At 46.2% G+C, this 22,331-nt stretch carries 19 protein-coding genes; 10 read left to right on the top strand and 9 right to left on the bottom strand.

Features of this window, described 5'->3' with window-relative positions; all coding sequences use genetic code 11:
- Window positions 1-8 precede the first annotated feature (8 nt).
- Window positions 9-1,559, top strand: a complete 1,551-nt coding sequence (locus HGO26_RS03035; protein ID WP_168823242.1) for a tryptophan halogenase family protein — start codon at window positions 9-11, stop codon at window positions 1,557-1,559.
- A gap of 9 nt (window positions 1,560-1,568) precedes the next feature.
- On the opposite strand, the gene HGO26_RS03040 is transcribed toward HGO26_RS03035, so the two are convergent.
- A complete protein-coding gene (locus HGO26_RS03040; RefSeq protein WP_168823244.1) occupies window positions 1,569-2,543 on the bottom strand; it encodes an AraC family transcriptional regulator in 975 nt (324 codons plus the stop codon).
- Window positions 2,544-3,060: 517 nt separating this feature from the next.
- On the opposite strand from HGO26_RS03040, the gene HGO26_RS03045 reads away from it, so the two are divergent.
- From HGO26_RS03045 to HGO26_RS03060, 4 genes are all read left to right on the top strand, one after another.
- On the top strand, window positions 3,061-4,353 hold the full coding sequence (locus tag HGO26_RS03045; RefSeq protein WP_168823246.1) for an MFS transporter: 1,293 nt from the start codon (window positions 3,061-3,063) through the stop codon (window positions 4,351-4,353).
- Window positions 4,350-5,192, top strand: coding sequence for an ROK family protein (locus HGO26_RS03050; RefSeq protein WP_168823248.1), 843 nt, complete (start codon window positions 4,350-4,352; stop codon window positions 5,190-5,192). The genes HGO26_RS03045 and HGO26_RS03050 overlap by 4 nt, the downstream gene beginning before the upstream one ends.
- The gene (locus HGO26_RS03055; RefSeq protein WP_168823250.1) at window positions 5,189-7,930 is read left to right on the top strand and encodes a family 20 glycosylhydrolase; all 2,742 of its coding nucleotides are present in this window, start codon (window positions 5,189-5,191) and stop codon (window positions 7,928-7,930) included. The genes HGO26_RS03050 and HGO26_RS03055 overlap by 4 nt, the downstream gene beginning before the upstream one ends.
- Window positions 7,931-8,124: 194 nt before the next feature.
- Entirely contained in the window at window positions 8,125-8,367 is a 243-nt protein-coding gene (locus HGO26_RS03060; protein ID WP_168823252.1) for a hypothetical protein, read from the top strand.
- Window positions 8,368-8,496: 129 nt separating this feature from the next.
- On the opposite strand, the gene HGO26_RS03065 is transcribed toward HGO26_RS03060, so the two are convergent.
- The 3 genes from HGO26_RS03065 to HGO26_RS03075 all read right to left on the bottom strand — a co-directional run bounded on the left by HGO26_RS03065 (window position 8,497) and on the right by HGO26_RS03075 (window position 10,414).
- Window positions 8,497-9,006 (bottom strand): YgjV family protein, encoded by a 510-nt coding sequence (locus tag HGO26_RS03065; protein WP_028760654.1) that lies wholly within the window; start codon window positions 9,004-9,006, stop codon window positions 8,497-8,499.
- Window positions 9,007-9,145: 139 nt separating this feature from the next.
- Entirely contained in the window at window positions 9,146-9,757 is a 612-nt protein-coding gene (locus HGO26_RS03070; protein ID WP_168823254.1) for a Crp/Fnr family transcriptional regulator, read from the bottom strand.
- A 30-nt stretch (window positions 9,758-9,787) separates the two neighbouring features.
- Entirely contained in the window at window positions 9,788-10,414 is a 627-nt protein-coding gene (locus HGO26_RS03075; RefSeq protein ID WP_168823256.1) for a fumarylacetoacetate hydrolase family protein, read from the bottom strand.
- Window positions 10,415-10,621: 207 nt separating this feature from the next.
- On the opposite strand from HGO26_RS03075, the gene HGO26_RS03080 reads away from it, so the two are divergent.
- Entirely contained in the window at window positions 10,622-12,649 is a 2,028-nt protein-coding gene (locus HGO26_RS03080) for a methyl-accepting chemotaxis protein (RefSeq protein ID WP_168823258.1), read from the top strand.
- A gap of 19 nt (window positions 12,650-12,668) precedes the next feature.
- Here the strand turns inward: HGO26_RS03080 and HGO26_RS03085 are convergent, their stop codons facing one another.
- Both HGO26_RS03085 and HGO26_RS03090 read right to left on the bottom strand, forming a co-directional pair.
- Window positions 12,669-13,682 (bottom strand): succinylglutamate desuccinylase/aspartoacylase family protein, encoded by a 1,014-nt coding sequence (locus tag HGO26_RS03085; protein ID WP_028760658.1) that lies wholly within the window; start codon window positions 13,680-13,682, stop codon window positions 12,669-12,671.
- A gap of 124 nt (window positions 13,683-13,806) precedes the next feature.
- The gene (locus HGO26_RS03090; RefSeq protein ID WP_168823260.1) at window positions 13,807-14,385 is read right to left on the bottom strand and encodes a MarR family winged helix-turn-helix transcriptional regulator; all 579 of its coding nucleotides are present in this window, start codon (window positions 14,383-14,385) and stop codon (window positions 13,807-13,809) included.
- 230 nt (window positions 14,386-14,615) lie between these two features.
- Here HGO26_RS03090 and HGO26_RS03095 point away from each other — a divergent pair, with 230 nt between their 5' ends.
- Window positions 14,616-15,821 (top strand): MFS transporter, encoded by a 1,206-nt coding sequence (locus tag HGO26_RS03095; protein WP_168823262.1) that lies wholly within the window; start codon window positions 14,616-14,618, stop codon window positions 15,819-15,821.
- A 98-nt stretch (window positions 15,822-15,919) separates the two neighbouring features.
- Here HGO26_RS03095 and HGO26_RS03100 read toward each other — a convergent pair whose 3' ends face one another.
- Both HGO26_RS03100 and HGO26_RS03105 read right to left on the bottom strand, forming a co-directional pair.
- The gene (locus HGO26_RS03100; RefSeq protein WP_011790067.1) at window positions 15,920-16,483 is read right to left on the bottom strand and encodes a PhnA domain-containing protein; all 564 of its coding nucleotides are present in this window, start codon (window positions 16,481-16,483) and stop codon (window positions 15,920-15,922) included.
- Window positions 16,484-16,617: 134 nt separating this feature from the next.
- Entirely contained in the window at window positions 16,618-18,837 is a 2,220-nt protein-coding gene (locus tag HGO26_RS03105) for a TonB-dependent receptor domain-containing protein (RefSeq protein ID WP_168823264.1), read from the bottom strand.
- Between the two features lie 350 nt (window positions 18,838-19,187).
- Between HGO26_RS03105 and HGO26_RS03110 the strand changes: the two genes are divergently transcribed.
- Window positions 19,188-19,901 (top strand): DUF2461 domain-containing protein, encoded by a 714-nt coding sequence (locus HGO26_RS03110; RefSeq protein ID WP_168823266.1) that lies wholly within the window; start codon window positions 19,188-19,190, stop codon window positions 19,899-19,901.
- Between the two features lie 94 nt (window positions 19,902-19,995).
- Here HGO26_RS03110 and HGO26_RS03115 read toward each other — a convergent pair whose 3' ends face one another.
- Entirely contained in the window at window positions 19,996-20,592 is a 597-nt protein-coding gene (locus HGO26_RS03115) for a TetR/AcrR family transcriptional regulator (RefSeq protein WP_168823268.1), read from the bottom strand.
- 196 nt (window positions 20,593-20,788) lie between these two features.
- On the opposite strand from HGO26_RS03115, the gene HGO26_RS03120 reads away from it, so the two are divergent.
- On the top strand, window positions 20,789-21,415 hold the full coding sequence (locus HGO26_RS03120) for a glutathione S-transferase (protein WP_168823270.1): 627 nt from the start codon (window positions 20,789-20,791) through the stop codon (window positions 21,413-21,415).
- Window positions 21,416-21,481: 66 nt separating this feature from the next.
- A complete protein-coding gene (locus HGO26_RS03125) occupies window positions 21,482-22,150 on the top strand; it encodes a glutathione S-transferase family protein (RefSeq protein ID WP_168823272.1) in 669 nt (222 codons plus the stop codon).
- Window positions 22,151-22,331: the final 181 nt, after the last annotated feature.

Raw genomic sequence — 22,331 nt, forward strand, 5'->3', positions numbered from 1 at the left:
TATAAACCATGAAAGTGAAGCAAGCAATCAGAAAAATCATTATCTTAGGTGGCGGCACCGCAGGTTGGATGGCAGCGGCTGCCCTAGCGAATAACCCCGTATTTGCCGCCATTGAGCTCTGTTTAGTGGAATCGGACAACATATGCACCATAGGCGTTGGTGAAGGTTCAACGCCACACTTGAAACGCTTTATGGACAACTTAGGCATTAGCGAAAAAGATTGGATGGAACAATGCCACGCCAGCTATAAAACTGGCATCGATTTCATCAACTGGAATGGGGACGGGCAGCAATATTTTCACCCCTTCTATTGTCAAATGGATGTGAAACCCGCTGAAGTTTTCTTTATCAACGCCAATGCAAGACGCCGCGGTCATGGCAGTGCCGTTAAACCCGATGCGTTTTTCTCGAGTGGTGTATTGGCGAAACGCAATCTCAGCCCAAGGCCGAATAAAGCATTGCCCTACGCTAACGAATACGGCTATCACTTCGATGCCACTGAACTTGCCAACTACTTAAAAGAATACGCTTGCCAACGCGGCGTAAAACACCTCATCGGCGATGTCATTGAAGTTTCAACAACCCAAAACCAACATATAGACGCCTTAATGCTGGCGAATGGCGAACGACTTAACGCCGACTTTTTTATCGATGCCAGCGGCTTTAGCGCTAAGTTAATTCATAAAACCCTAGGCGTACCCTTTCAATCCTTCGCCAATGAACTGCTCAACGACAGCGCCGTCACTGTTCCTGTTCCTGCATTAATGGACTCCACTCAAACACAGCAAACCCATGATCTACAAAACAATGCATTGCAAACCCAAGCACAGCAAGCCAAGTTCCATACCCGCGCCACGGCGCTCAGTGCAGGCTGGCTATGGCAAATCCCCCTAACCCACAGGCTTGGCAATGGCTATGTTTATAGCAGTCGCCACCTCAGTGCCAATGCCGCAGCCAAGGAATTATTGCACAGTGTTAATCTGCCTGAATCAACCCAAGTACGGTTTCTCAAAATGCGGGTCGGTGTCAGTGACAAGGCTTGGCACAACAATGTGCTGGCGATAGGACTTGCGCAAAGTTTTATCGAACCGCTCGAAGCCACGTCGATCATGATGACCCAATTCACCCTTGAAAAATTTATGTCGTTATTCGAGCGCTATCAATTGAATAAGCAGGCAGAGACCTTAAGTCGACAAACATTAAATCAAGCAGTAATGCAGTTAGTGCTCGGCATAAAGGATTACATTCAGGCCCATTATGTCACCAGTCAGCGCAGCGAACCTTATTGGGTGGCAGCGAGAAAAGTCGCCATTTCCCAAAGGCTGACGCAACTATTGCAAGCTTGGTATCAAGGGGAAGACTTTGATTTACTGCTTTACCAATACGATCAGCAACTCGCCTACTTTCGCCCCTCTTGGTATGCGCTGTTAGCTGGAATGGATTACCACGACCCCGAACTGAAGCGCCCATTTGAGCCGATTTCAGCGGACATCACCGCCCAGGCAATAAGATACTGCCAAACCTTAGTGGAGCAGTATTTTCAGCCTAAGCATTCGTGATAGTAAGGGTTAAATCGCCCTTTGTTTACTGCTAAAGCGCTGACGAAAGCGACTCGGCGTAACGCCTTTAAATTGAATAAAGCGTCGATTGAAATTAGATAAATTATTGAAACCACACTGATCGCTGATGGTTGAAATCGGGCTCTGGTTCGAGAGTAATAACTTGCACGCCTTAGCGATCCGGAGTTGATTGATAAACTCAGTTAAGGTTTTCTCGGTGCGTTTTTTAAAGAAGCGATGGAAGTGATTGGTGCTCATGTGCGCTAACTTTGCCAAATCCTGTGCCGACAAGGCCTGAGTGTAATTGTCATAAATATGCTCAATCACTTTATCGAGCTTTTTCACAGTAAAGTCGAGCTTACTGCCGTGAGTGAACAAGGTACTAGACAAGAGTTCTTGCTGACTATCCTGTTGTAATAATGCTAATAATTCCAATAACAATATATAGCGTTTAAAGGGATTAGCCGTCTCCATCGCGATAAACACGCTATGGGCCTTGCGCGCCGTTTCCTCACTAAACAACACGCCCCGTTTGGCATGGGTCAACAGCGAATGCAAGGATGCTAACTCGCGCTGCTCATTCACAATTTGGTGTAGCCAGGCTGCGGGAATTTGCGCCACATACACGACTTCCTTCACTCGACTTTTCGAAGCGAAGCCCATCAAAACGGGCTCTTTCAAACCGACCGCAGTTGAAGCGCCGCCTTTCAAACAATCGTTCTTTGAAACCTCGTTAGTTAAAACATCAAGGTTAGCCTCGGATTGCCAGCCGTGGGGCATGTCTGGACCGATGATCACTAAATCATAATCGCCATAGCGGGCAATATGATCGCCCACATAACGCATGCCATAACTGTTGAGGGTTAAGCAGATTTCGTACTCGGGGTGATAATGCCAGTTGAGATCCATGTGGTCCCATTCATAACGAAAGTAACGCCAAGAGCTGTTTTCATCGGGGATCACTTTTTCACACAGAGGTTTCATCCATTAAACTCCAGTTACTCATTCCTTTACCTTAGCTTCAATCAGCCCTTACACATCAACGCCACTCACTCAAGCTAGCCGTTATTCCATCCTGTTAAATTATTCAATCACTTAGACCTTATTTTTAAATGCCAGCCTTGACCTATCAGCTCGGCGAAATCGCTGTGCCTCGCGCACTATTGTCTATAGCAAGTCAGCCCTACTGTGATACTCAACTCCGTTACTCTAATACTATTCTATCCAATGTTAATTAAAGGTAACTATTTTACAAGTAAACACTTTATCAGCAGATACTAAAACACAGCTTTATCTATGCCTATCCGCAGCAGCTATCTGCAACTCGTATCTATCGCCAGTATCTACAGCTCGTATTAACTGCACCTGATGTAAATCAGCCAAATCTGCGCGAACAGGATTTGCATATGTGAGAAAAGTATCGACAGAGGCACCATTCGTATCACCGCCATAGCGAGTGTCAGTCCACAATGAATTTCACTTCATTCAATTGGCTAAGCACATGAAACACAAACTCATCATTCTGTTTGTCCTCTGTACTTTCTTTGTGATTTCCTTGATGACCAACAGTATGGGGCCGATTTTCCCTGCGTTAATTGACAGTTATGCTATCGGCCTGACGTTGGCGGGGTTATTTCCCTTTGCGTTTTTTATCGCCTACGGAGTGACATCGATTCCTGCGGGAATTTTGGTGGACAAGTACGGTGAAAAACGGGTGATCATCTTAGCCTTTAGCCTCGCGTTTATCGGCGCCGTGACTTTTGTGTGTCTGCCCACCTTTAGCATCGCCATGTTTAGCCTGTTTTGTATTGGCACTGGCATGAGTTTATTGCAGGTAGCAGTGAATCCCTTACTGCGCCAAGCCGCGGGGCCAGAGCATTTTGCCTTTTTCTCTGTTCTAGCCCAACTCGCCTTTGGCGGCGCCGCGACCTTAGCGCCGCTGGTGTATCAGCATTTTGTCGCCTTAGATCAAGCCAGTGTTGCATCCGCCAACTATGTGCAACAGCTATTGCCCGAGAACATGAGTTGGCTCGCCATGTACTGGTTATTCGCCGTGGTCGCGCTCGCCATGGTGCTCTTTGCCAGCTTAGTGAAGATGCCCAAAGTGAATAAACTGACAGATGAGTCGGCAGGTGCCCTCGAGACCCATTTACGCCTTTTCAAAGATAAAACCGTTTTGAAATTCTTCTTCGCTATCGCCGCCTACGTTGCGCTTGAGCAAGGGCTCGCTAACAGCATCTCAGTCTTTTTGCTGCAATATCATGGCCTTGACACCTTAAGTGTCGGCGCCAATGTGGTTAGCAATTTTTGGTTTTACATGACGCTCGGCTGCCTACTCGGTTTACTGCTACTTAAACTCATCGACAGTCAGATCTTGCTGCTCAGTTTTTCCCTTAGTTCACTGGTTTGTTTTCTGGTGGCGATTTGGGGACCGAGCCAACTAGCATTAATTTGTTTCCCATTGGTTGGCTTTTTCATTTCTATCATGTGGTCGGTGATCTTCTCGTTGGCGCTCAATTCGCGCACTCAAGATCATGGATCATTCGCCGGCATTCTCTGTACCGGCATTATCGGCGGCGCGTTTATCTCGCCGATCATTGGTGTTATCAGTGAGCTATCCGGCGAGTTACGGCTCGGGATGTTAGTGCTGTTAATCCCTATGGCTTACATAGGTTATGTGGCCCTAACGGCTCGTCCCTTGATTAAAAACACCACCCTATTTTCAACAAAAGCGGCCTCAAAGAATGACGAGCCGATGGCAACAAACAACACGAGAGGCAACAAGCTATTATGAGCGTCCTATGTTTAGATCTTGGGGGAACTAAACTGATGTTGGCACAGGTGGAAGGTAAAACCTTACTCGACACTTGGCGGTATCCCGTTCCCGCCGATGGCAATTTCGAACAGTTATTCGATTTCCTCGTGACCTGTATCCACAGCCACCTCACACCTGAAACCTATGGTATTTCCATCGGGATACCCGGCATGGTGGATATGCAGAGCGGCACCTTACTCGAAGTGCTCAACATCCCTGCATTAACGGCAACGCAGTTAGCCCAGCAACTGCAAAATACCTTTGAAATGGATGTTGTTGTGAATAACGACGCTAACCTATTTGCCCTTGGCGAAGCTGTGCTCAACAGCAATCAAGACATGCTCGGGATTACCTTAGGCACTGGCGTAGGCGCAGGGGTGATTTTTAATGGTCAGCTGTATTCGGGTAAACATTGCGCCGCAGGTGAAATCGGCAGTTTGAGTTATCGTGATGGCATTATTGAGCACTACTGCTCTGGGCAATACTTCACCGTTCATCATCACATGAGTGGCGAGCATTTGTACCAAAAAGCCTGTGAAGGTAACAGCCAAGCGCTACAAGCCTTCGCCCATTTTGGCGAACACTTGGCGCACATGATCGCCCAAACCTTACTGGTATACGATCCTAAAGATATCATCCTTGGCGGCTCAGTCAGCCAAAGCTTTCCCTTTTTTATTGAAGCGCTTAAACAGAAATTGCAAAGTTTAGTCTATGGCCCGCAACTGACAGACTTGACGATTTCAGCCAGCCAACATCACAATGCAGCCCTCATAGGTGCCGCGCAGTGGTTTTTACAACAAAAGGACTCAGCTAAGTGAAAGGACAAATAACACAGAAAGGGATGATAAAGTGGCAGAGGATTAAGACAGCCTTAGTCAGCGGCGTGATGGCAGTGCTTCCCGTGGCGTCGGTGCTTTCAATACTTGCGATGCCATCAGTACTGGCCGCCAATGCTGTGCAGGAGGCAAATCATGTCGCGCTGAATCAATTGGCCGATAAGCTCCAATTAAATTATCAGCTAACCGCTAGTTATCTTGAAACCTGTCCCGCTAAAGAAGCCCAATGCTATCGCTCTGCCATTGAGCTGACCTTGCCCACTCAGCTATCGAACGACAAGTTATCCAGCGAAGAGTTAAATCACGGCGACTGGAAAATTTATTTCAGCCAATTATCGCCCGTTTATTTCGTCGATGCGGGTGACTTTAGCATTGAGCATATCAATGGCGATTTACATAAAATCACTCCTAAAGCCAGCTTTAAGGGATTCGTCGCCAATCAAGTTTATCGTATTGAGTTTTATAGCAAAGGCAGCCAAATCACCCGTTCCGAGTTTATGCCAAACTTCTTTGTCGCTATGGGCGATAAGGCGCAGGTCATAAAGAGCACTCAAACAAGGCGCGATCCAGAAACGGGTTTAGCCGAGCAAGACTACCTCGCGCCTTTTAATGCCGAGAAACAATTCTTACTGGCAAAAAACGATGCAACCCCCTTTGCCGATGGCCAATATTTAGCAGAGCAATATCAAGCCTTAGCCGCAGACAAAGCACCTGACATTAGCGGCAAACTCATCCCCACGCCACTTCATAGCCAAAGCCTAAACTCAGCGCCTTTATCCCTTGCTAAAGGTTATCGACTCACGGCTGCAACTGTCGATTTTAAGGGACGGCAGGCGGCGTTTGATTACCTCGCCAGTTTAGGCTTTGCGGCCAAGGATAAAGGCACACCGCTGTTATTACAGCTCGATACTCAAGCTCCTAAAGTCGCCAGCACTGAAGCCCATGATAGTGAAATTAAAAGCAGCGAAGCCTATCGGTTAACCATAACGGCTGAGCAAATCAGTATTCGAGCGGGCAGTGAGGCGGGACTCTTCTACGGTCTACAAAGCCTTGCAGGGTTGATCAGTTTAAGTGACGATCAACTGGTCGCCATCGAGATCCAAGACCAGCCTCGCTACGCCTTTCGCGGCCTACATATCGATTTAGCCCGTAACTTTCACTCGCTCGATTTTATTAAACGCATTATCCCACAGCTCGCCGCCTATAAAATCAATAAGCTGCACTTGCACTTAGCCGACGATGAAGGCTGGCGTTTAGCCATCCCCGGCTTACCCGAACTGACCGATGTGGGTGCAAAACGCTGTTTCGATTTAACCGAGCAAACCTGTTTATTGCCACAACTGGGCAGTGGCATAGCGGACGTTAACCCCGTCGATGGCTACTTAACCGTGGCGCAATACCAAGAAATATTACAACTGGCTGATGCTCACCATATCGAAGTGATCCCTTCACTGGACATGCCGGGGCATTCCCGCGCAGCGATAAAATCCATGGAGGCGCGTTATCACCATTACCTCGCCAAGGGAGACAAAGCTAAGGCGGAGGAGTTTTTACTGACTGAATTTACAGATAAAACCCAATATTCGTCAATTCAGTATTACCACGACAACACACTCAATGTGTGTCTGCCGAGCACTTATCACTTTATCGATACTGTGATTGATGAAGTTAAAAAGATGCACCAAGCCGTAGGCATTCCTTTAGTGCATTACCACATAGGCGCCGATGAAACCGCAGGCGCTTGGGTAGAATCCCCTGCGTGTATCGCAATGAAAAAACAAAAAGTCGATGAGTTAGCCGGACTGCATTCGCTCAATGGTTACTTTATCGAGCGCGTTGCTAACATGCTGGCAGAGAAAGGGATTATTGCCGCTGGTTGGAATGATGGTATGGGTGAAGTGCGTCCCGAAAACATGCCCGCCCAAGTGCAATCTAACGCTTGGTCGCAGATTTCAGACAACGGCCATCAAATCGCCCATAAGCAAGCAAATCTTGGCTGGAAGGTCGTTATCTCAACGCCAGAAGTCACCTATTTCGATTTCCCCTACGCTAGCCATCCAGATGAGCGCGGCAATCATTGGGCCTCGAGGGCAATAGACAGTTTTAAGGTGTTTAGCTTTATGCCCGATAATCTGCCTGTACATGCCGAGCGCTGGCGCAATAGCTTAAATCAGCCATTTGTGTCGGACGATAGCCACAGCCAGCTCAAACCGGGACACAGGTTTTACGGCTTACAGGGGCACCTTTGGAGCGAAATGGTGCAATCGGACGAGCAAGCAGAATACATGTTATTCCCGCGCATGGTCGCCCTCGCCGAACGGGCATGGCATAAGGCACCATGGGAATTAGCCTATGATTATCAAGGTAAAATCTATAGTCAGCAAACTCAACATTTTGCCCGCCAATTCAATGGCCAAGCCGAGCAAGTCCTCAAACAGGATTGGCAAGTTTTCGCTGCGGTTTACGCCAATAAAGTGCAACCTAAGTTAGCAAAAGCAGGAGTTTTCTACCGCATAGCACCGCCTGGAATACGTGTTGAACATCAGCAGTTAGTGCTCAATAGCTTATATCCCAATGCCGAGTTGGAATACCAACTCGACTCAGGACCTTGGCTAAGCTACCGCCAAGCGTTCAAGCTTAATGATGTCAAACACATCCGCGCTAGAGTCAAAGATGGCGCACGTTACTCTCGCCCATCGACTTGGCAAAACACCCTCTAGTCGTTTCTCGCACAATGTCGGCCATCACATGTGATGGTCGATACGTTAATTGACTATTAATACCACTGATCGATGGGTTAAGCATGAGCTTACATTGAGGCTTTTCAATAACAGCGCAACTCAGGCTATAATCTCGCTATTCGCGATGACAGTCTCGTGATAATACTTTATCAAGCCTAAGGATCCGCCAACCGATGACAACTGCTTCTACTAGCCCCTTTGCCGTGTTAAACCAAAGCACAGCGACCTCGTTCAATGAGCAGAAAAATCTGATTAAACGGGTATTTAAAGGTAAGCCAGTGCAATGTCCTAGCTGTAAACAGACACTTAAAGTCATATTGCCTGAGCAGGCAAAGGCAGAACAAGCCGCAGGAATTTACTGTGCTAAAGGCTGCACTGATATCGAACTCGATATGGAAGCCGTCGCGGGACTCTAATCATTCCAGAGCCAACCCACACTGGAATTAGCCTCACATTGACGGCCAAGCGACGATTACAACAGTCCCCTGTGATTAGCCGTTATAAAAATAAATATCTCTAATTATCAATGAGATTATTTAAACTGATCACGGTAATTGCTTAAGCTGCCCACGAAAATAGTGTCGATAATAGCCCACCAAATTACTGCCAATAAAGAGTACCTCCATTAACACTGCCACAGGCGATCCCACTAAGGCATTGTGAACGAGCCAAAAACTGGTTCCGACTATCATAAGCAGTCTGAGATCTTTATCCCTTTGACAGAATGCGGCGCGGGTTTGAAACAAGGTGCCTATACAACTGATCACAGTCGTTACCCCATTAAAGGTCACAATGCTCATCACAAGTGCAGCAATAGAGAAACACCATAGGGCTACTTTTGAGGTGGTAAAAATACTGGTGAGATAACGCACTGTGGCTATGCCCATTAAGCCTGCGGCAGTCCATTGCTCCAGCAAACAAAAATGAATTGAAATCAAGATGCCAGACACAAAAAGGCAGGCGACTATCCGCTCCCGCGCCTTAAATTGAAACGAAATCAGATCGAAGATAATGGCTATCGCCACCAAAATTTGAGACAAAGTAAACGCAGTCAACTTATTAAGCTCCTTCGCTTTAAGTAATAATGCGCACTCTGATTGAAAGCTTTGTAGACTTGAGAGCGCAACTTAAGGCGCAGCATCATGGGAATCGCGCTTTAGCGCATTAACTTAAGTTAACTGGGAGCAAAAACCGTTAAAGAGAGTCTTGAAGTCGTCTACGCATACGCGACAAACTGATTGCCGTAATGCCAATATAATTAGCTAGCTGACCTTGGCTTAACCGCTCAAGCCAAAGTGGTGAATGTTCGCGTAAATACAGATAACGTTGCTCAGGTGTGTGCAGCAGTAAAAAGGCTTCCTTTTGTTCTTTATACAATAATTGCTGTTTAAGTAACCCAAGTTGCACTGACTGCAGCGAAGTATCATCCAATAGGGATAGTGGCATTTGGATAAGTTTACAGGCGCTTAAGGCTTCTAATTGGTAACGAGCGGGAATTTGCTTAAGCCAACTGACATACAAAAAACACAATTCACCCTCGAAATAAAACTCCTTACAGCGCTCTGTGCCCTCCTGAGTATAATGGCAAGCGCGCACTATACCATCCACAACAAAATATGCCTGTGACTGCGCCTCACCTTGGCTAAGAAGCACCTCTTCCGCCGGCACGTTCAACGCTTTAAACTGTGGTAAGTAACGTTCAACAGCAGCTTGACTCGCCCCTAACGCAAGCAAAAATTGTTGCAGAGGCTGGCAAATTGACACCTGCAATACAGCAGTCTTTTTTACGTCATCAGGTTCAATCATGCGAGCTACTCAGCGATTTATCACTAAACACTAAACACTTAACCATTGCCATTCGAGTAAGGGCTCAGCACTCGCTTGCAAACCCCGGCTCAGCGTCACGTTGAATACACTTTTAGCGGGAATACTTCCCACGCCCTTAGGCGTGCCTGTCATTACAATATCGCCCTCATCGAGACTGATAAATGCCTGTAGCTCGGACAATATGCTCTGAGGTTTGTAAATCATTAAATCGATATGCCCCTCTTGGACCAAGTTATCGTTGATACTCAAGGTGAAATGCAGCTGTGCCTCTGCATCATCAATCGCCACAAACGGACTGAATAACGCTGCACCATCAAAGGCTTTTGCTCGCTCCCAAGGCAATCCCTTAGCTTTTAACTTAGTTTGCAAATCACGTTTTGTGAGATCTAAACCGACGGCGACGCTACTGAAACGGCCATTTTGAAACATAAAACACAGCTCGGTTTCATAATGCAAGGTTTCCCCTTGATGCTCAGAATGAAGCACAGTCGAAATGGCCGAGTTGGGCTTTAAAAATACCACCATATCCTCGGGGATTTCGTTACCTAATTCATGGATATGCTCAACATAGTTACGCCCAATGCAGAGAATTTTTGTCGGTACGATATGGTTTTCACCTAACACGACTGATTTCATCTTTAATCCTTTTCAAGATAGGGTTGAAATTATTTTAAATAATAAAACCAACTAGTTAACCTAAATTAAATCTAAACGTTCAATTGAACTAATCACTGTACTTATGACGAACTCTGCTACACTTAAATCAATATTTCAACGAAAACAGCGATCTAACCATTAATAAACCCATTTTACAGGGACAGTCATAGAAGAGGTTTTCGCACTATGTTAACGCTTACCATAAAACAAAAAATCATCTTTAGTTTTAGTGCAATTGGCGCGCTGCTCATCGCTGGTAGTAACTTTTTCTACTATTCACTCTCCCAAGTACAAACCGCCTATCAAAATATTGAAACCTTAGCCGTACCCGTGCAAAAGCAGAGTAATAGCTTACAACTAGTGCTATTAAAAATGTCACGCCTTGCCACCTTGGCCCATAGTCAGCAAGACACTGCCGCCTTAACCAAAAGTCAGCAAGCATTTACCGCGCTGCAGAAGAAATATCAAAGTATCGAAAATGAGTTAATTGAGAGAGTTGCAGATCAACCTAAGATGCAAACATCCCTAAACGAAGCGCAGGCAAGATATCAAGCCTATTTGCAGCAAAGCCAAGCCATGTTTAGCGCTAAACTCGCCAATGAACAAGCAAAACGGCAGTACCTGCAACTCTTTGAGCGCTTTAACCATGCCAAGACCAACGCCAGTAATGCGATGATTGATCTCGAAACTCTTTCCATCCCCGATAATCCGACTTTACTCGAAGAAATTGTCGGCACAGGTACTCGCATTGACGACATGCTCTATACACTAGCCAACACTATGGGGGAACTGATCCACACTCAAAGTTTGGATGTTATTCAATCGCACCAACAGGATGTCGGTATTTTACTGGGAAATCTCACCACTAACTTTACCTTTTTAAAACAACAAACTGATGGGCTTGATACCTTAGGATTACTGCAAATATTCGAGCAAGAATATGCGATTATCAATACTTTACTCGCAGCGCCTGCCGAACTTTATAAAGTGCAGGAAGCCGTAGTTGAGGCACAACGACAAGCAGAGCAACATTACCTCGATGCCGATAAAGAGTTTAATGCGAATAATCTCGCCTTAGATAAGTTAATCAACTTAGCCGACCGCCGATTTACCAGCCTGCAAACCATCGCCAGTAATGATATTCAACAGGGTCAAACCTTAGCGATTGTACTAGCACTGGTATTTATCATCATGGTGAGCTTTATCTCTTTCTTCACCTCCAAGGCCATGCTCAATCCCTTGGCCTTAGTGAACGGCGCACTCGCCAGTATCGCCCGAGGGGATTTATCTAAACGCATTCATAAACGCCATAATGATGAATTTGGTACCCTAATCGATAACATGAATACCTTGAGTGACGATCTTGCCAAGCTGTTAACCAATATCAGCCAAAATGCCCATTCATTGGACAGCTCTGCCACCCAAACCAATGAGCAAGGCCAGCGCATCGCCAATGCCGCAACGGCGCAAATCAGTCGAGTCGATGAAACGAAAGCCTTAGCAGAACAGATGTTTACTAGCTCAAATCTAGTGACAGAACAGGCCAGTGAGTCGGCGAGACAAATCAGTCAAGCCTCGAAATACGGTAATCAAGTGAAGCAAATTGCCGATGATAATCGCAATAAAATTGCCGAACTGAGCGCCCGTTTAAGTAGCTCAGTTGAAGTCATGTCTCGCTTGAGCATTCAAAGCGATAATATTGGCAGCATTTTAACCACCATTAGCAGCATTGCCGAACAAACCAATTTGCTGGCACTGAACGCCGCCATTGAAGCCGCCAGAGCGGGGGAACATGGTCGTGGTTTTGCTGTCGTGGCCGATGAAGTGCGATCACTTGCCTCACGCACCCAAGCCGCCACCGCCGAAATTCAAACCATGATCACGGCCCTGCAAAAAGAAACGTCCACGGCAGCCGATGCAATTACTACGGGGCAAAATCAAGCAAATGAGTGTGTCGGACAAAGCCAAACCCTGCAGGATGCTATCGCTCACATAGAAAGCACCTTACATACCCTCAATAAAATGAGTCTAGAGATCACCCACGCCGCCCACGAGCAGTTAAATTACAGCCAGCGGATTGAGTCGAGCATGAGTGAAGCGGCACAATCTGCAGACCAAAATGCCAATGAAGCCATGGACATGGCCAAACGCAGTAACAAAGTCACTCTGCTTGCCCATTCACTCACCAGCTCAGTAGAGCGGTTTAAATTGTAGAGGTGATGGGACCTAGAATCTAGGCATATTCCATCAGGAATTCATCGAGTTGTTCGTTGGCAATTTCAATCTCGTCACCTTCGAACTGGGCGATATGAAACATACCCTCACCTTCGTTAGTCACAGGGATATTACTTATTCCTATGATAATACCGTCGGTTGGCGCGCGAATGGCCACACTGTCACCGCCGTGGGGGCTGACGATATGGGCAATGATATAACCCTTAGTCACCCGCTGGCCAAGTTTAAGCTTCATATTCACTAAACCATCGGATTCACTGCGAACCCAATAACTGCGAATAGCACTGACACTCGCGCCTTTGTTACTCACTCGCCCTTTAAGCATATCTAAACTGCGCATCACATTGAGCACACCTTTGAGGCCAGATTTTATCGACAACTCGCTAAAACGTAACGCCTCTCCAGCCTCATATAAAATGCAAGGAATGCCCTGTTGATTAGCATAACCTCGCATAGAAACACTGCGCGCTTTAGAATGCATAATAAGCGGCGCACCAAAGGCATTCGCCATGGCGAGCATAGTCTCATCATTAGTATCACAGCGAATTTGCGGCAAATTATCCCTATGGACGGCCCCAGTATGTAAATCAATCACATGGGTTGCATGAACTAATAACTGAGTGGCAAACAGATTAGCTAAACGGCTTGCGAGCGCCCCTTTGCTAGAACCAGGAAAGCAACGATTTAAATCACGACGATCGGGTAAATAACGGGATTGCTGAATAAAACCAAACACATTCACTATTGGCACCACAATTAACGTGCCCGTCAGATTCTTGGGATTCACTCTGGCTAATAAACGCCGACAAATTTCGATACCATTGAGTTCATCCCCATGAATGGCGGCACAAACCAGTAAAGTCGGGCCAGGTTTGGCTCCGTGAAACACTTCCACATGAATATCGAGTTGCGTATCGGTATACAACTTAGCGGCAGGCAGCTTGATCCCTAATTGCGTCCCAGCTGTGACTCGTTTTCCCGCTAATTCAAATGCTTCACGTCTTTTTACCATGGCAACTCCCTTGTTCTATCAAATGTTATCCCGCGCGGTTGGCTCATGTTTACCGCATTTTGCCAAAGTGATCCGCTATTACATATCAGCCGACTTTAAAGACTAAAGTGGGATTTTAAACGAATTATTGCGGCTCAAATTGGTTCAGCCAAGATTTTAAAATCTGCAGTAACACAGGCCTATCTTCAGCACTCACGCCCGCGAACAACGCACTTTGACATTGAATATGCTGAGGTAATGCCTTATCAATGAGCGACTTACCCTCAGCAGTTAACGAGACATGGACGGCGCGGCGATCTTCCTTACTGTGCTCCCGCTCAATCAGCCCCTTATTTTCGAGTCTGTCTAAACGACTGGTCATAGCGCCAGAACTTAGCATCATGCTCTGATAAAGTTGCGAAGGCGAGAGTATGAACGGCTCTCCCGAGCGCCTTAACGTCGCGAGCACATCGAACTCCCCCTGACCTAAGCCAAATTCGGCGTGGCATTGCAGCAGTACCACTTCGATATATTTCGTTAAACGAGCGATTCGCCCGAGCACAGCCATAGGGATCAAATCCTCACTCACCCCTTGCTGTTGCCACTGTTCAACAATTCTATCGAGGCCATCTTCTTTAGTATTCGAAGCCGCTTTCTTTTTATCCGTAGAACTCGCGTTAGTATCCGCAGGACTGGCATTAGTTAGCGTCATTTTAGCTGTCATAGGTTTATCTCAATATAAAGATTCTTTACATCATTCTTTACATCTTAGTCATTTTCTCGCAGAATTAAAATATCTTTATATCAAGATACATCTGAAAGAGATTCTTTTTGAATTGTAGTGATGTGGTTTCAACCTACTGTTGTTGAAAGGAAATCATCATGAGTATGCTAAATGCTGCTACAAATCACTTTTTCAGCAAATCAAACTCAGCTTATTTTTGGAGACAATCCATGCGATCCCCCCTGACAGAGAAAGCGAATTTATTGCTGCTCGGACTCGCGTTCATCCTTATTGGTCTAAATCTACGGCCCATTCTCGCCTCCGTTGGGCCTTTACTGCCCAGCATACAAAAGGATATCAGTTTAAGTTTTACCTTAGCGTCTATGCTGACATTGCTGCCCGTGCTCGCCATGGGACTGGGTTGTTTTGCAGGCTTTAGTATCGCCAAACGCTTAGGATTCAATACCGTAATGACAGGATCATTGCTACTGCTTATCGCCGCTACTGCAATGCGCTTCTGGGCGATAGATGCCAATTGGCTTATCTGCTCGGCATTACTGGCAGGGGTCGCAATCGCCCTCATTCAAACCATAATGCCCGCCATGATTAAGCTTAATTTCGGTGAACGGGTGCCCTTAATGATGGGGCTTTACGTCACTGCAATTATGGGCGGCGCCGCATTAGCGGCGAGCAGTGCGCCTTTTATCGGGATGAACTTAGGTTGGCGCGCGGGTCTAGGTCATTGGACTTGGCTAGGCATATTCGCACTCGTGCTGTGGCTCCTGATTAAACATAAAGCCACATTACCGAGCCAAGCAAAAGAGCAAACTTTGCAACTTAACTTTTGGCGTTTTCGTCGCAGTTGGCTATTGGCGATATTTTTTGCATTAGGCACAAGTTGTTATGTCTGCGTACTTGCATGGTTAGCCCCCTACGCGGTCGAGCTAGGTTATAGCCAAACTCAATCGGGATTAGTGTTAGGTTTCTTAACCAGCATGGAAGTGATCGCGGGCTTAGTATTTCCTTGGCTTGCCAGCAAGTCGACGGACAGACGCACCATCATAGCCCTACTCTGCTTGCTACAACTCATTGGCTTTATGGGACTCGCACTCGCCCCTCAAGTATCGCTATTTTTATGGGCGGGACTTGCAGGATTAGGTATTGGCGGGATTTTTCCACTCGGGCTGATTGTCACTATGGATCATCAACAAAATCCTATGTTAGCAGGTAAATTAACCGCCTTTGTACAAGGTGTGGGATATACCATAGCGGCCATCTCGCCTTGGATTGCCGGATTAATTCGCGATAACTTCAACAGCTTTAACAGTGCTTGGTTATTACTCGGAGGCTTAAGTGTGATCGCATGGATATTATCTTGGCAATTTAATCCGCAGGGCTATGCACGCCAATATCAAATCACCCGCTGCGTATCTTAACTACCTAACTCAACATAAAAAAACCGCCATGTCGGCTAACGATCATGGCGGTTTTTATTGTGTTGAGCTAAATAAATCGCGCTCACACTAAGCGAAACTTAAGACTTTTTAACGAAGCACGTCAGAATCACAATACGAGTACCGTTAACACGGCCTTCGATATGCTCTGGGTTGTTGGTCAAAGCAATGTTACGCACAGCTGTGCCACGCTTAGCCACAAAGCTAGTGCCTTTCACGTTTAAGTCTTTGATGATGACCACAGTATCGCCAGCATTGAGCACTGCACCATTACTGTCTAACGTTGGCGTAGCATCGTCACCTGCTGCGGCAACTTCGGCATCACCCCACGCTTTTAAATCGTCTTCAAGATAAAGCATATCCAGCAAATCTTGCGCCCAGCTTTCGCCATTTAAGCGCTTAAGCATACGATATGACATCACTTGAACTGCCGGTACAGGACTCCACATGCTGTCATTCAGACAACGCCAGTGGTTCATGTCCATGGTATCCGGTGCCGCAATTTGGCCACTGCAGGTTTCACAAATCATGATCTCATTGTCACGGCCATCGGAGGCTGGCAGATCATAAATAGAGAGTTCAAGCTCGCTGCCACACAGTTCACACTTGCCGCCACAGCGACTTAGCAATTCATTTTCAGTCATTTTTCTGTTCTATATGCCTAGTAAAACGCGGATTATGCCATAAACTGGCATTTTTCGGCAGGGGGCTGAGGCAATATAACCCTATTTTTTATGAGCTATATATGCCTAGTCCACACAGCCTTAGTGATTAGTCTTTAAAATTCATAGGCTAAACTCAAACGAACATCACGCCCAGCTGCGGGGATCCCATCGGAGAGAAACGGCACCACTTGCAGATCCGTAAGATTTTTTACCATCAAACGCACACTTAATCCCTTTAAGATGGCTTGAGGTTCATAGGCGAGATACACATTCTGTAGGAAATAATTCTCGCTTGGAGACTCGGCATTAAAGATATCACCGTGGGGAACATTGGTTTGCGCATCATACCAAGCGCCCTGCCAAGCGATAGAAATGTCATCTGTGATATACATGCCTAAACGCAGACGAATATCGAGCGGGGCTATGTTAGCTAAATATTCATCGTCATCTTGGCTGTCTCTGAGTGACCCATTGTGCTGTCCTTGCAGCCATGAAACCGCAAGATCACTGAACACATCTTGATAGCGATATTGGGCTTCAAAATCGGCACCGTAAATATGGTAACCATCAAGATTTGTGTAACCACTTTGAATTAGCTGGGTTTTATCAGACTTAGCTCCGCGGCGCTGGGCAATATCATCACGACCTAAATTGGCAAACAGGGTGATTTGCGTCGACAAGGCATCCTCATTGGCAAGTACATGCTGATGCTGCGTCATTAGGCCTAATTTGAAGGCATGTAAGCGTTCGACATCAATGTCGCGGCTCGTGCCGGTAATGCTGGCTTTAGCGTATTGCACGGCATAAATCTCATCCACCACAGGGGCTTGCAAGCTATAAGCGTAATCAAAGTTTAACCGAGCGTGATTTGTCAGTTGATAATCTATGCCTAATCTTGGTGAGAATCCCGAATGATGGGTTGAGCTATAATCATGGCCCGCAGCAATATCATTGTAATCTGGTGCTATATTTGGTCGACCTATGCTGTAGATAAAGTCATATCGCAGTGAGGGAGTCACAGTTAAGTCATTAGTAAGATGAATTGCATCGCGAATATAGGCAGCATAGGTATCTTGACGGCCTTCAGGTTGATAATAAGGTGTGTACCAGCCAAAGTTTTTCTCGGGATTTGTTTCATAACTTTTGTTAAACACTAACGAAGTGCGGTCAAGACTACGGTACTGTAATCCTGTGGTGATCTCATGGTCGCCAATCAAGCTCAAGTTGTTGATATCAATGTAGTCACGTTTATAATCTAGCCAAGATTCGTGGCCGAAGTTGCCTACGGAAACCGTCATTTTCTCCCACGCGATATCGGGTCTTACCCAGTGGCGTGCATTCGCCGAATGGGAAATCACCACTTGAGTATCGATCAGGGGATTACTCGGCGAATAGCGATAATTAGCCGACCAAGTGTTATCTTCATAGGTGTTGTAGGCGGTTGTGGCATACAGAGCCTGCTCGTAGGAACCGTACTTTTTGATGTTGTAGTCTGAGATGGCAGGCATAGGGCCACGGCGATTAGCCCAAGGTTTGCGGCCCTCATCAAGATAATGGGTCACGCTCAAGGCTAATTGGTGATCGCCCTGCGCGTAATCCATCTTACCTAGGTAGTTATTTTGCTCATAACCTGAATATTCAAACTCTTCACCATTGGCTAAAGTCACATCCCCCGCATCGCGACGCGTAAGATGCAGCAAGCCAGATAGATGTGAATTCACGCGGCCATAAACTGTCCCCGTATAACCCATAGCGTCATTATTGCTGGCGTAGCTGGTTTTGACTCGCGCGCCAAGGGATTGATCATATTTAAGAAAATCATCAGCCGATTTAGTGACCACATACATGGCACCACCAAAACCGCCATTGCCCGAGCGCACATCATGGGCGCCTTTGATCACTTCCACTCGTTTGATGAGGTCAGGATCGAGGAAAAATGAGCCGTAGCGATACTGCTCAAATCCCACCGGAGCATTATCCACATAAACGTTAAAATCTTCAGTCTCGCCAAAGCCCCAGATATTAATCCGCTCACCGCCGCTGCGGGTACCACCATCGACATGCGCCCCCGCCATATCATCGATCACTTCGGCGAAAGTTGTCGCCTGCATCTCCTCGATTTGATCCATGGAAATAATCGCTTCACCGGGTTTAGCGACGGTAAATACCCTGCGATATTGCTGCCCATGAACCTGCAGGATCTCAATCGGCTCAACCTTAGGCTCGCCCAATACCTCAGCGGCGTACAACGGCATTGAGGGCAATATACATAATCCCATGAGCGACAGATTTCTATTCGCTTTCCACTTATCACACTTAGGCAGGCAACCCATTCAACGTCATCCTATTAACAAACCAATCTAAAAATAGGGCGGCATTATAGGCACTAACGAACAAGATAAGAATAGTTCTCACTTAGCTTTACGTGTAAATAACCGACTTATTGAAAACAAGGTAGAAGCGGCACAATGCAAAAATTTAAGTGAAGATCTTGCCGAAGGATGGCAGTATTGGCACCCAACTTGGCAGTCTTAACTATCGTGTTTTAACTATAGTGTCTTAACTATCGTGAGTAAGAACGAGCGGGCGATACGGGAGGGTATGTCAGCAACTCACCTTGCTCCTCAATCGGCATTAATACTGCTTATGCTCGGTTTATCTGCATTAATAAGGTTCCCTGATAATGGCCACTCTAACAACTAAAATCCCTATTGCGACTGGTGCAACGTTCAGCGCTGCGAGCCTGCAATTTTTAAATCAACTGGCACAAAACAACTCCCGCGACTGGTTTAAAGCCCATCAGGCGGAATACGAAGAAACAGTGCGAACGCCTGCGCTGCAGTTTATCGAACAAATGCAGCCCAGTATTCTCGCCCTCTCGCCTAGGCTCACTGCCGTACCAAAAAAAGTCGGCGGCAGCTTGATGCGTCCCCAGCGAGACAGCCGTTTTAGCAAAGATAAAACGCCCTATAAAACCAATGTTGGCATTCAATTTCGCCATTTTCAGGGCAAAGACGTACATGCGCCGGGACTATATTTACACATTGCCGAAGATGGCTGTTTTATTGCCGCAGGGATTTGGCACCCAGAATCGAAAGCCTTAAATGCCATTCGCACTTGCATCGATGAGAATCCCAACGGCTATAAAAAGGCGCTACAAACCTTACAAAGTCATGGATTTAATATGGATGGCGATAGCTTAACTCGACCACCAAAGGGATTTGATAAAAACCACCCTATGCTGATAGAGCTAAAACGAAAAGATTTTATCGCAGTTAAAAATATCGCCTTTGAGGAACTCTGCCGCCCAGATGCAGCCAGTTTTTGTGCCGAGCAGTTTGCACACTGCACTCAACTGATGGCCTATCTGTGTTTTGCGCTGGACTTGGACTTTTAGAAATAGACTTTTAAAAATAAACTTTTAAAAAATAGATTTCTAAAAAACATGGCCTAGGCAAAAACCTAGGCCAATCAAACTATGTCATTTGCAGTTATGCCGTCTGATTAGCACTCAAACTACGTAAATAGTCTTGCAATACAACAAACGCATTGTCTAACAACTCATATTCGCCCGCCTTGCCTAACACTCTAATCCCTTGTAATTGCAGCACTAAAAAAGCAGCAACTTGATGTGGTTGCACATGGGCTAATAGCTCTCCACGCGCTTGGCAAACTTGTAACACTTGGGTGAATGAGGTCTGTAATCGACAAAATAATCGCTGACATTCCTGCAGCACACTTTCATCGTTAAGGCTCTTTTCGAGCACGGCATTTTGCATAAAACAGCCGTACTTTTGCTCCCGCTGCAAAGCAACAAAGCGCGCTAAATAAGCTTCTATTTCAGCCAAGCCCGCTTTTTCATGCAGCAAAGTATCTGAAGCGCCAAAAGAGTAATGATCAAGGTAAAAACGGAGGCACTCGCGGTAAAGATTCTGCTTGTCGCCGAAACTGTTATAGAGACTAAATCGATTAATGCCTAAATGGCCGACGAGATCGGAAATCGAGGTTTTGGCAAAGCCCTTTTGCCAAAAAAGCTCCATCGCCAATATGAGTTTTTCTTGCCGATCAAAATTACAACTCCGTGCCATAGCCTGCGACCTAATCTCTTGAATACGCGTTCACGATCAGCTTCACCATTCCTCTTTACTACAGAAAGTTGAGGGGTAAATCATTCTTGACTGTTCGTTTAGATATAGCGTAAATTCTAACCTAACCGATCGTTCCGTTAAAGCCTTATATGCCCGAATCGAGCATAAAGCACTGATAAAAACTACAGGACTTTAGATGAAACTCTACGAATTAGCTCCGACTCCCAGCGCACGCCGCGTCAGTATTTTTCTTGCGGAAAAAGGCATAGAAGTACCAAGAGTGAACGTCGATATCCGTGGAGGGGAAAATTTAAGCGCCGAGTTTAAAGCCAAAAGTGTAAATGGCCGCATTCCACTGCTCGAACTCGATGATGGCAGCTACCTGTGTGAATCCGTTGCCATTTGCCGCTATTTAGAAGAAATCCACCCAAGTGTTCACTCGCTGTTTGGCAATACTCCACTTGAGCGCGCTAAAGTAGAAATGTGGCAACGTATCATAGAGTTACAAGGATTAATGGTTGGGTTTCAAGCCTTTCGTAATTTAAGCGGTGTCTATAAAGACAGGGAAAATTGTGTCGAGTCTTGGGGCGCAGAATCACGCCAAAGGGTCATTGACTTCCTACCAACCTTAGACCAACAATTGAACACATCAGCCTTTGTGGCAGGCGATGCATTCAGCATTGCCGATATTTCGGCTTACGTTTTTATCAGCTTTATTAAGAATTTAGATATTGAAGTCACTGACAGCTTGCCGCATCTCAAGGCTTGGTTCATCACTATGGCGCAGCGTCCTGCCATAGTATCGCTAACCCCTACAAAATAGCGGCACGAATGCCTTAATAGGCCCTAAAGTGAGTAGCTATAAGCGTTATAACCTAAAGGAATCATCATGATAGATTTATACACAGCCGCGACCCCTAACGGTTTTAAAATTTCCATCGCACTGGAAGAAATGGGACTTGAATATCGCGTCCATAAATTAGATTTCAGCACCAGTGAGCAAAAACAGCCCGAGTTTATCGCCATCAATCCCAATGGTCGCATTCCCGCCATTATCGACCGCGATAACGAAGATTTTGTGGTATTCGAATCGGGTGCTATTCTGCTGTATCTCGCCGAAAAAACAGGTAAATTCCTGCCAGCCGATCCGAAAAAGCGCTCACAGGTGATCCAGTGGTTAATGTTCCAAATGAGCGGCGTCGGCCCCATGATGGGACAAGCCAACGTATTCTTTAGGTACTTCCCTGAAAAAATCCCTGCAGCAATAGAACGTTATCAAAAAGAAGGTCGACGTTTATTCGAGGTTATGAATGCTCAACTAGCTACAAATCAATACCTTGCTGGTGACGAATACACGATTGCCGACATCGCAACTTGGCCTTGGGTGCGGATCCACGAGTGGAGCGGCATCAATATGGAAGGTCTGACACATTTGCAACGTTGGTTAGATGAATTAGCACTCAGACCCGCGTGCCAAAAAGGCATAGTTACGCCACCACCGGTGGAAATGAGTGATGAAGAACGGGCTAAGCAAATCCAAAAGATGGTGACGAAATAATCACCTTCCAAGCGGTAATTGAGCGATAGCCTGCAAATAACCCTTTGGTACTGAATGCACCATGAGTCTCAGTGACCCAACCACAAAAAGCCCTGCAAGTTGATACTACTTTGGGGCTTTTTTTCTGCCTGTTATCGGGCAAAACTGCTACACTCTGCGCCACTTATTTTTCCCCTCTGTT

The organism is Shewanella oncorhynchi (genome assembly GCF_012584455.1).
GTDB classification, from domain to species: Bacteria; Pseudomonadota; Gammaproteobacteria; order Enterobacterales; family Shewanellaceae; genus Shewanella; species Shewanella oncorhynchi.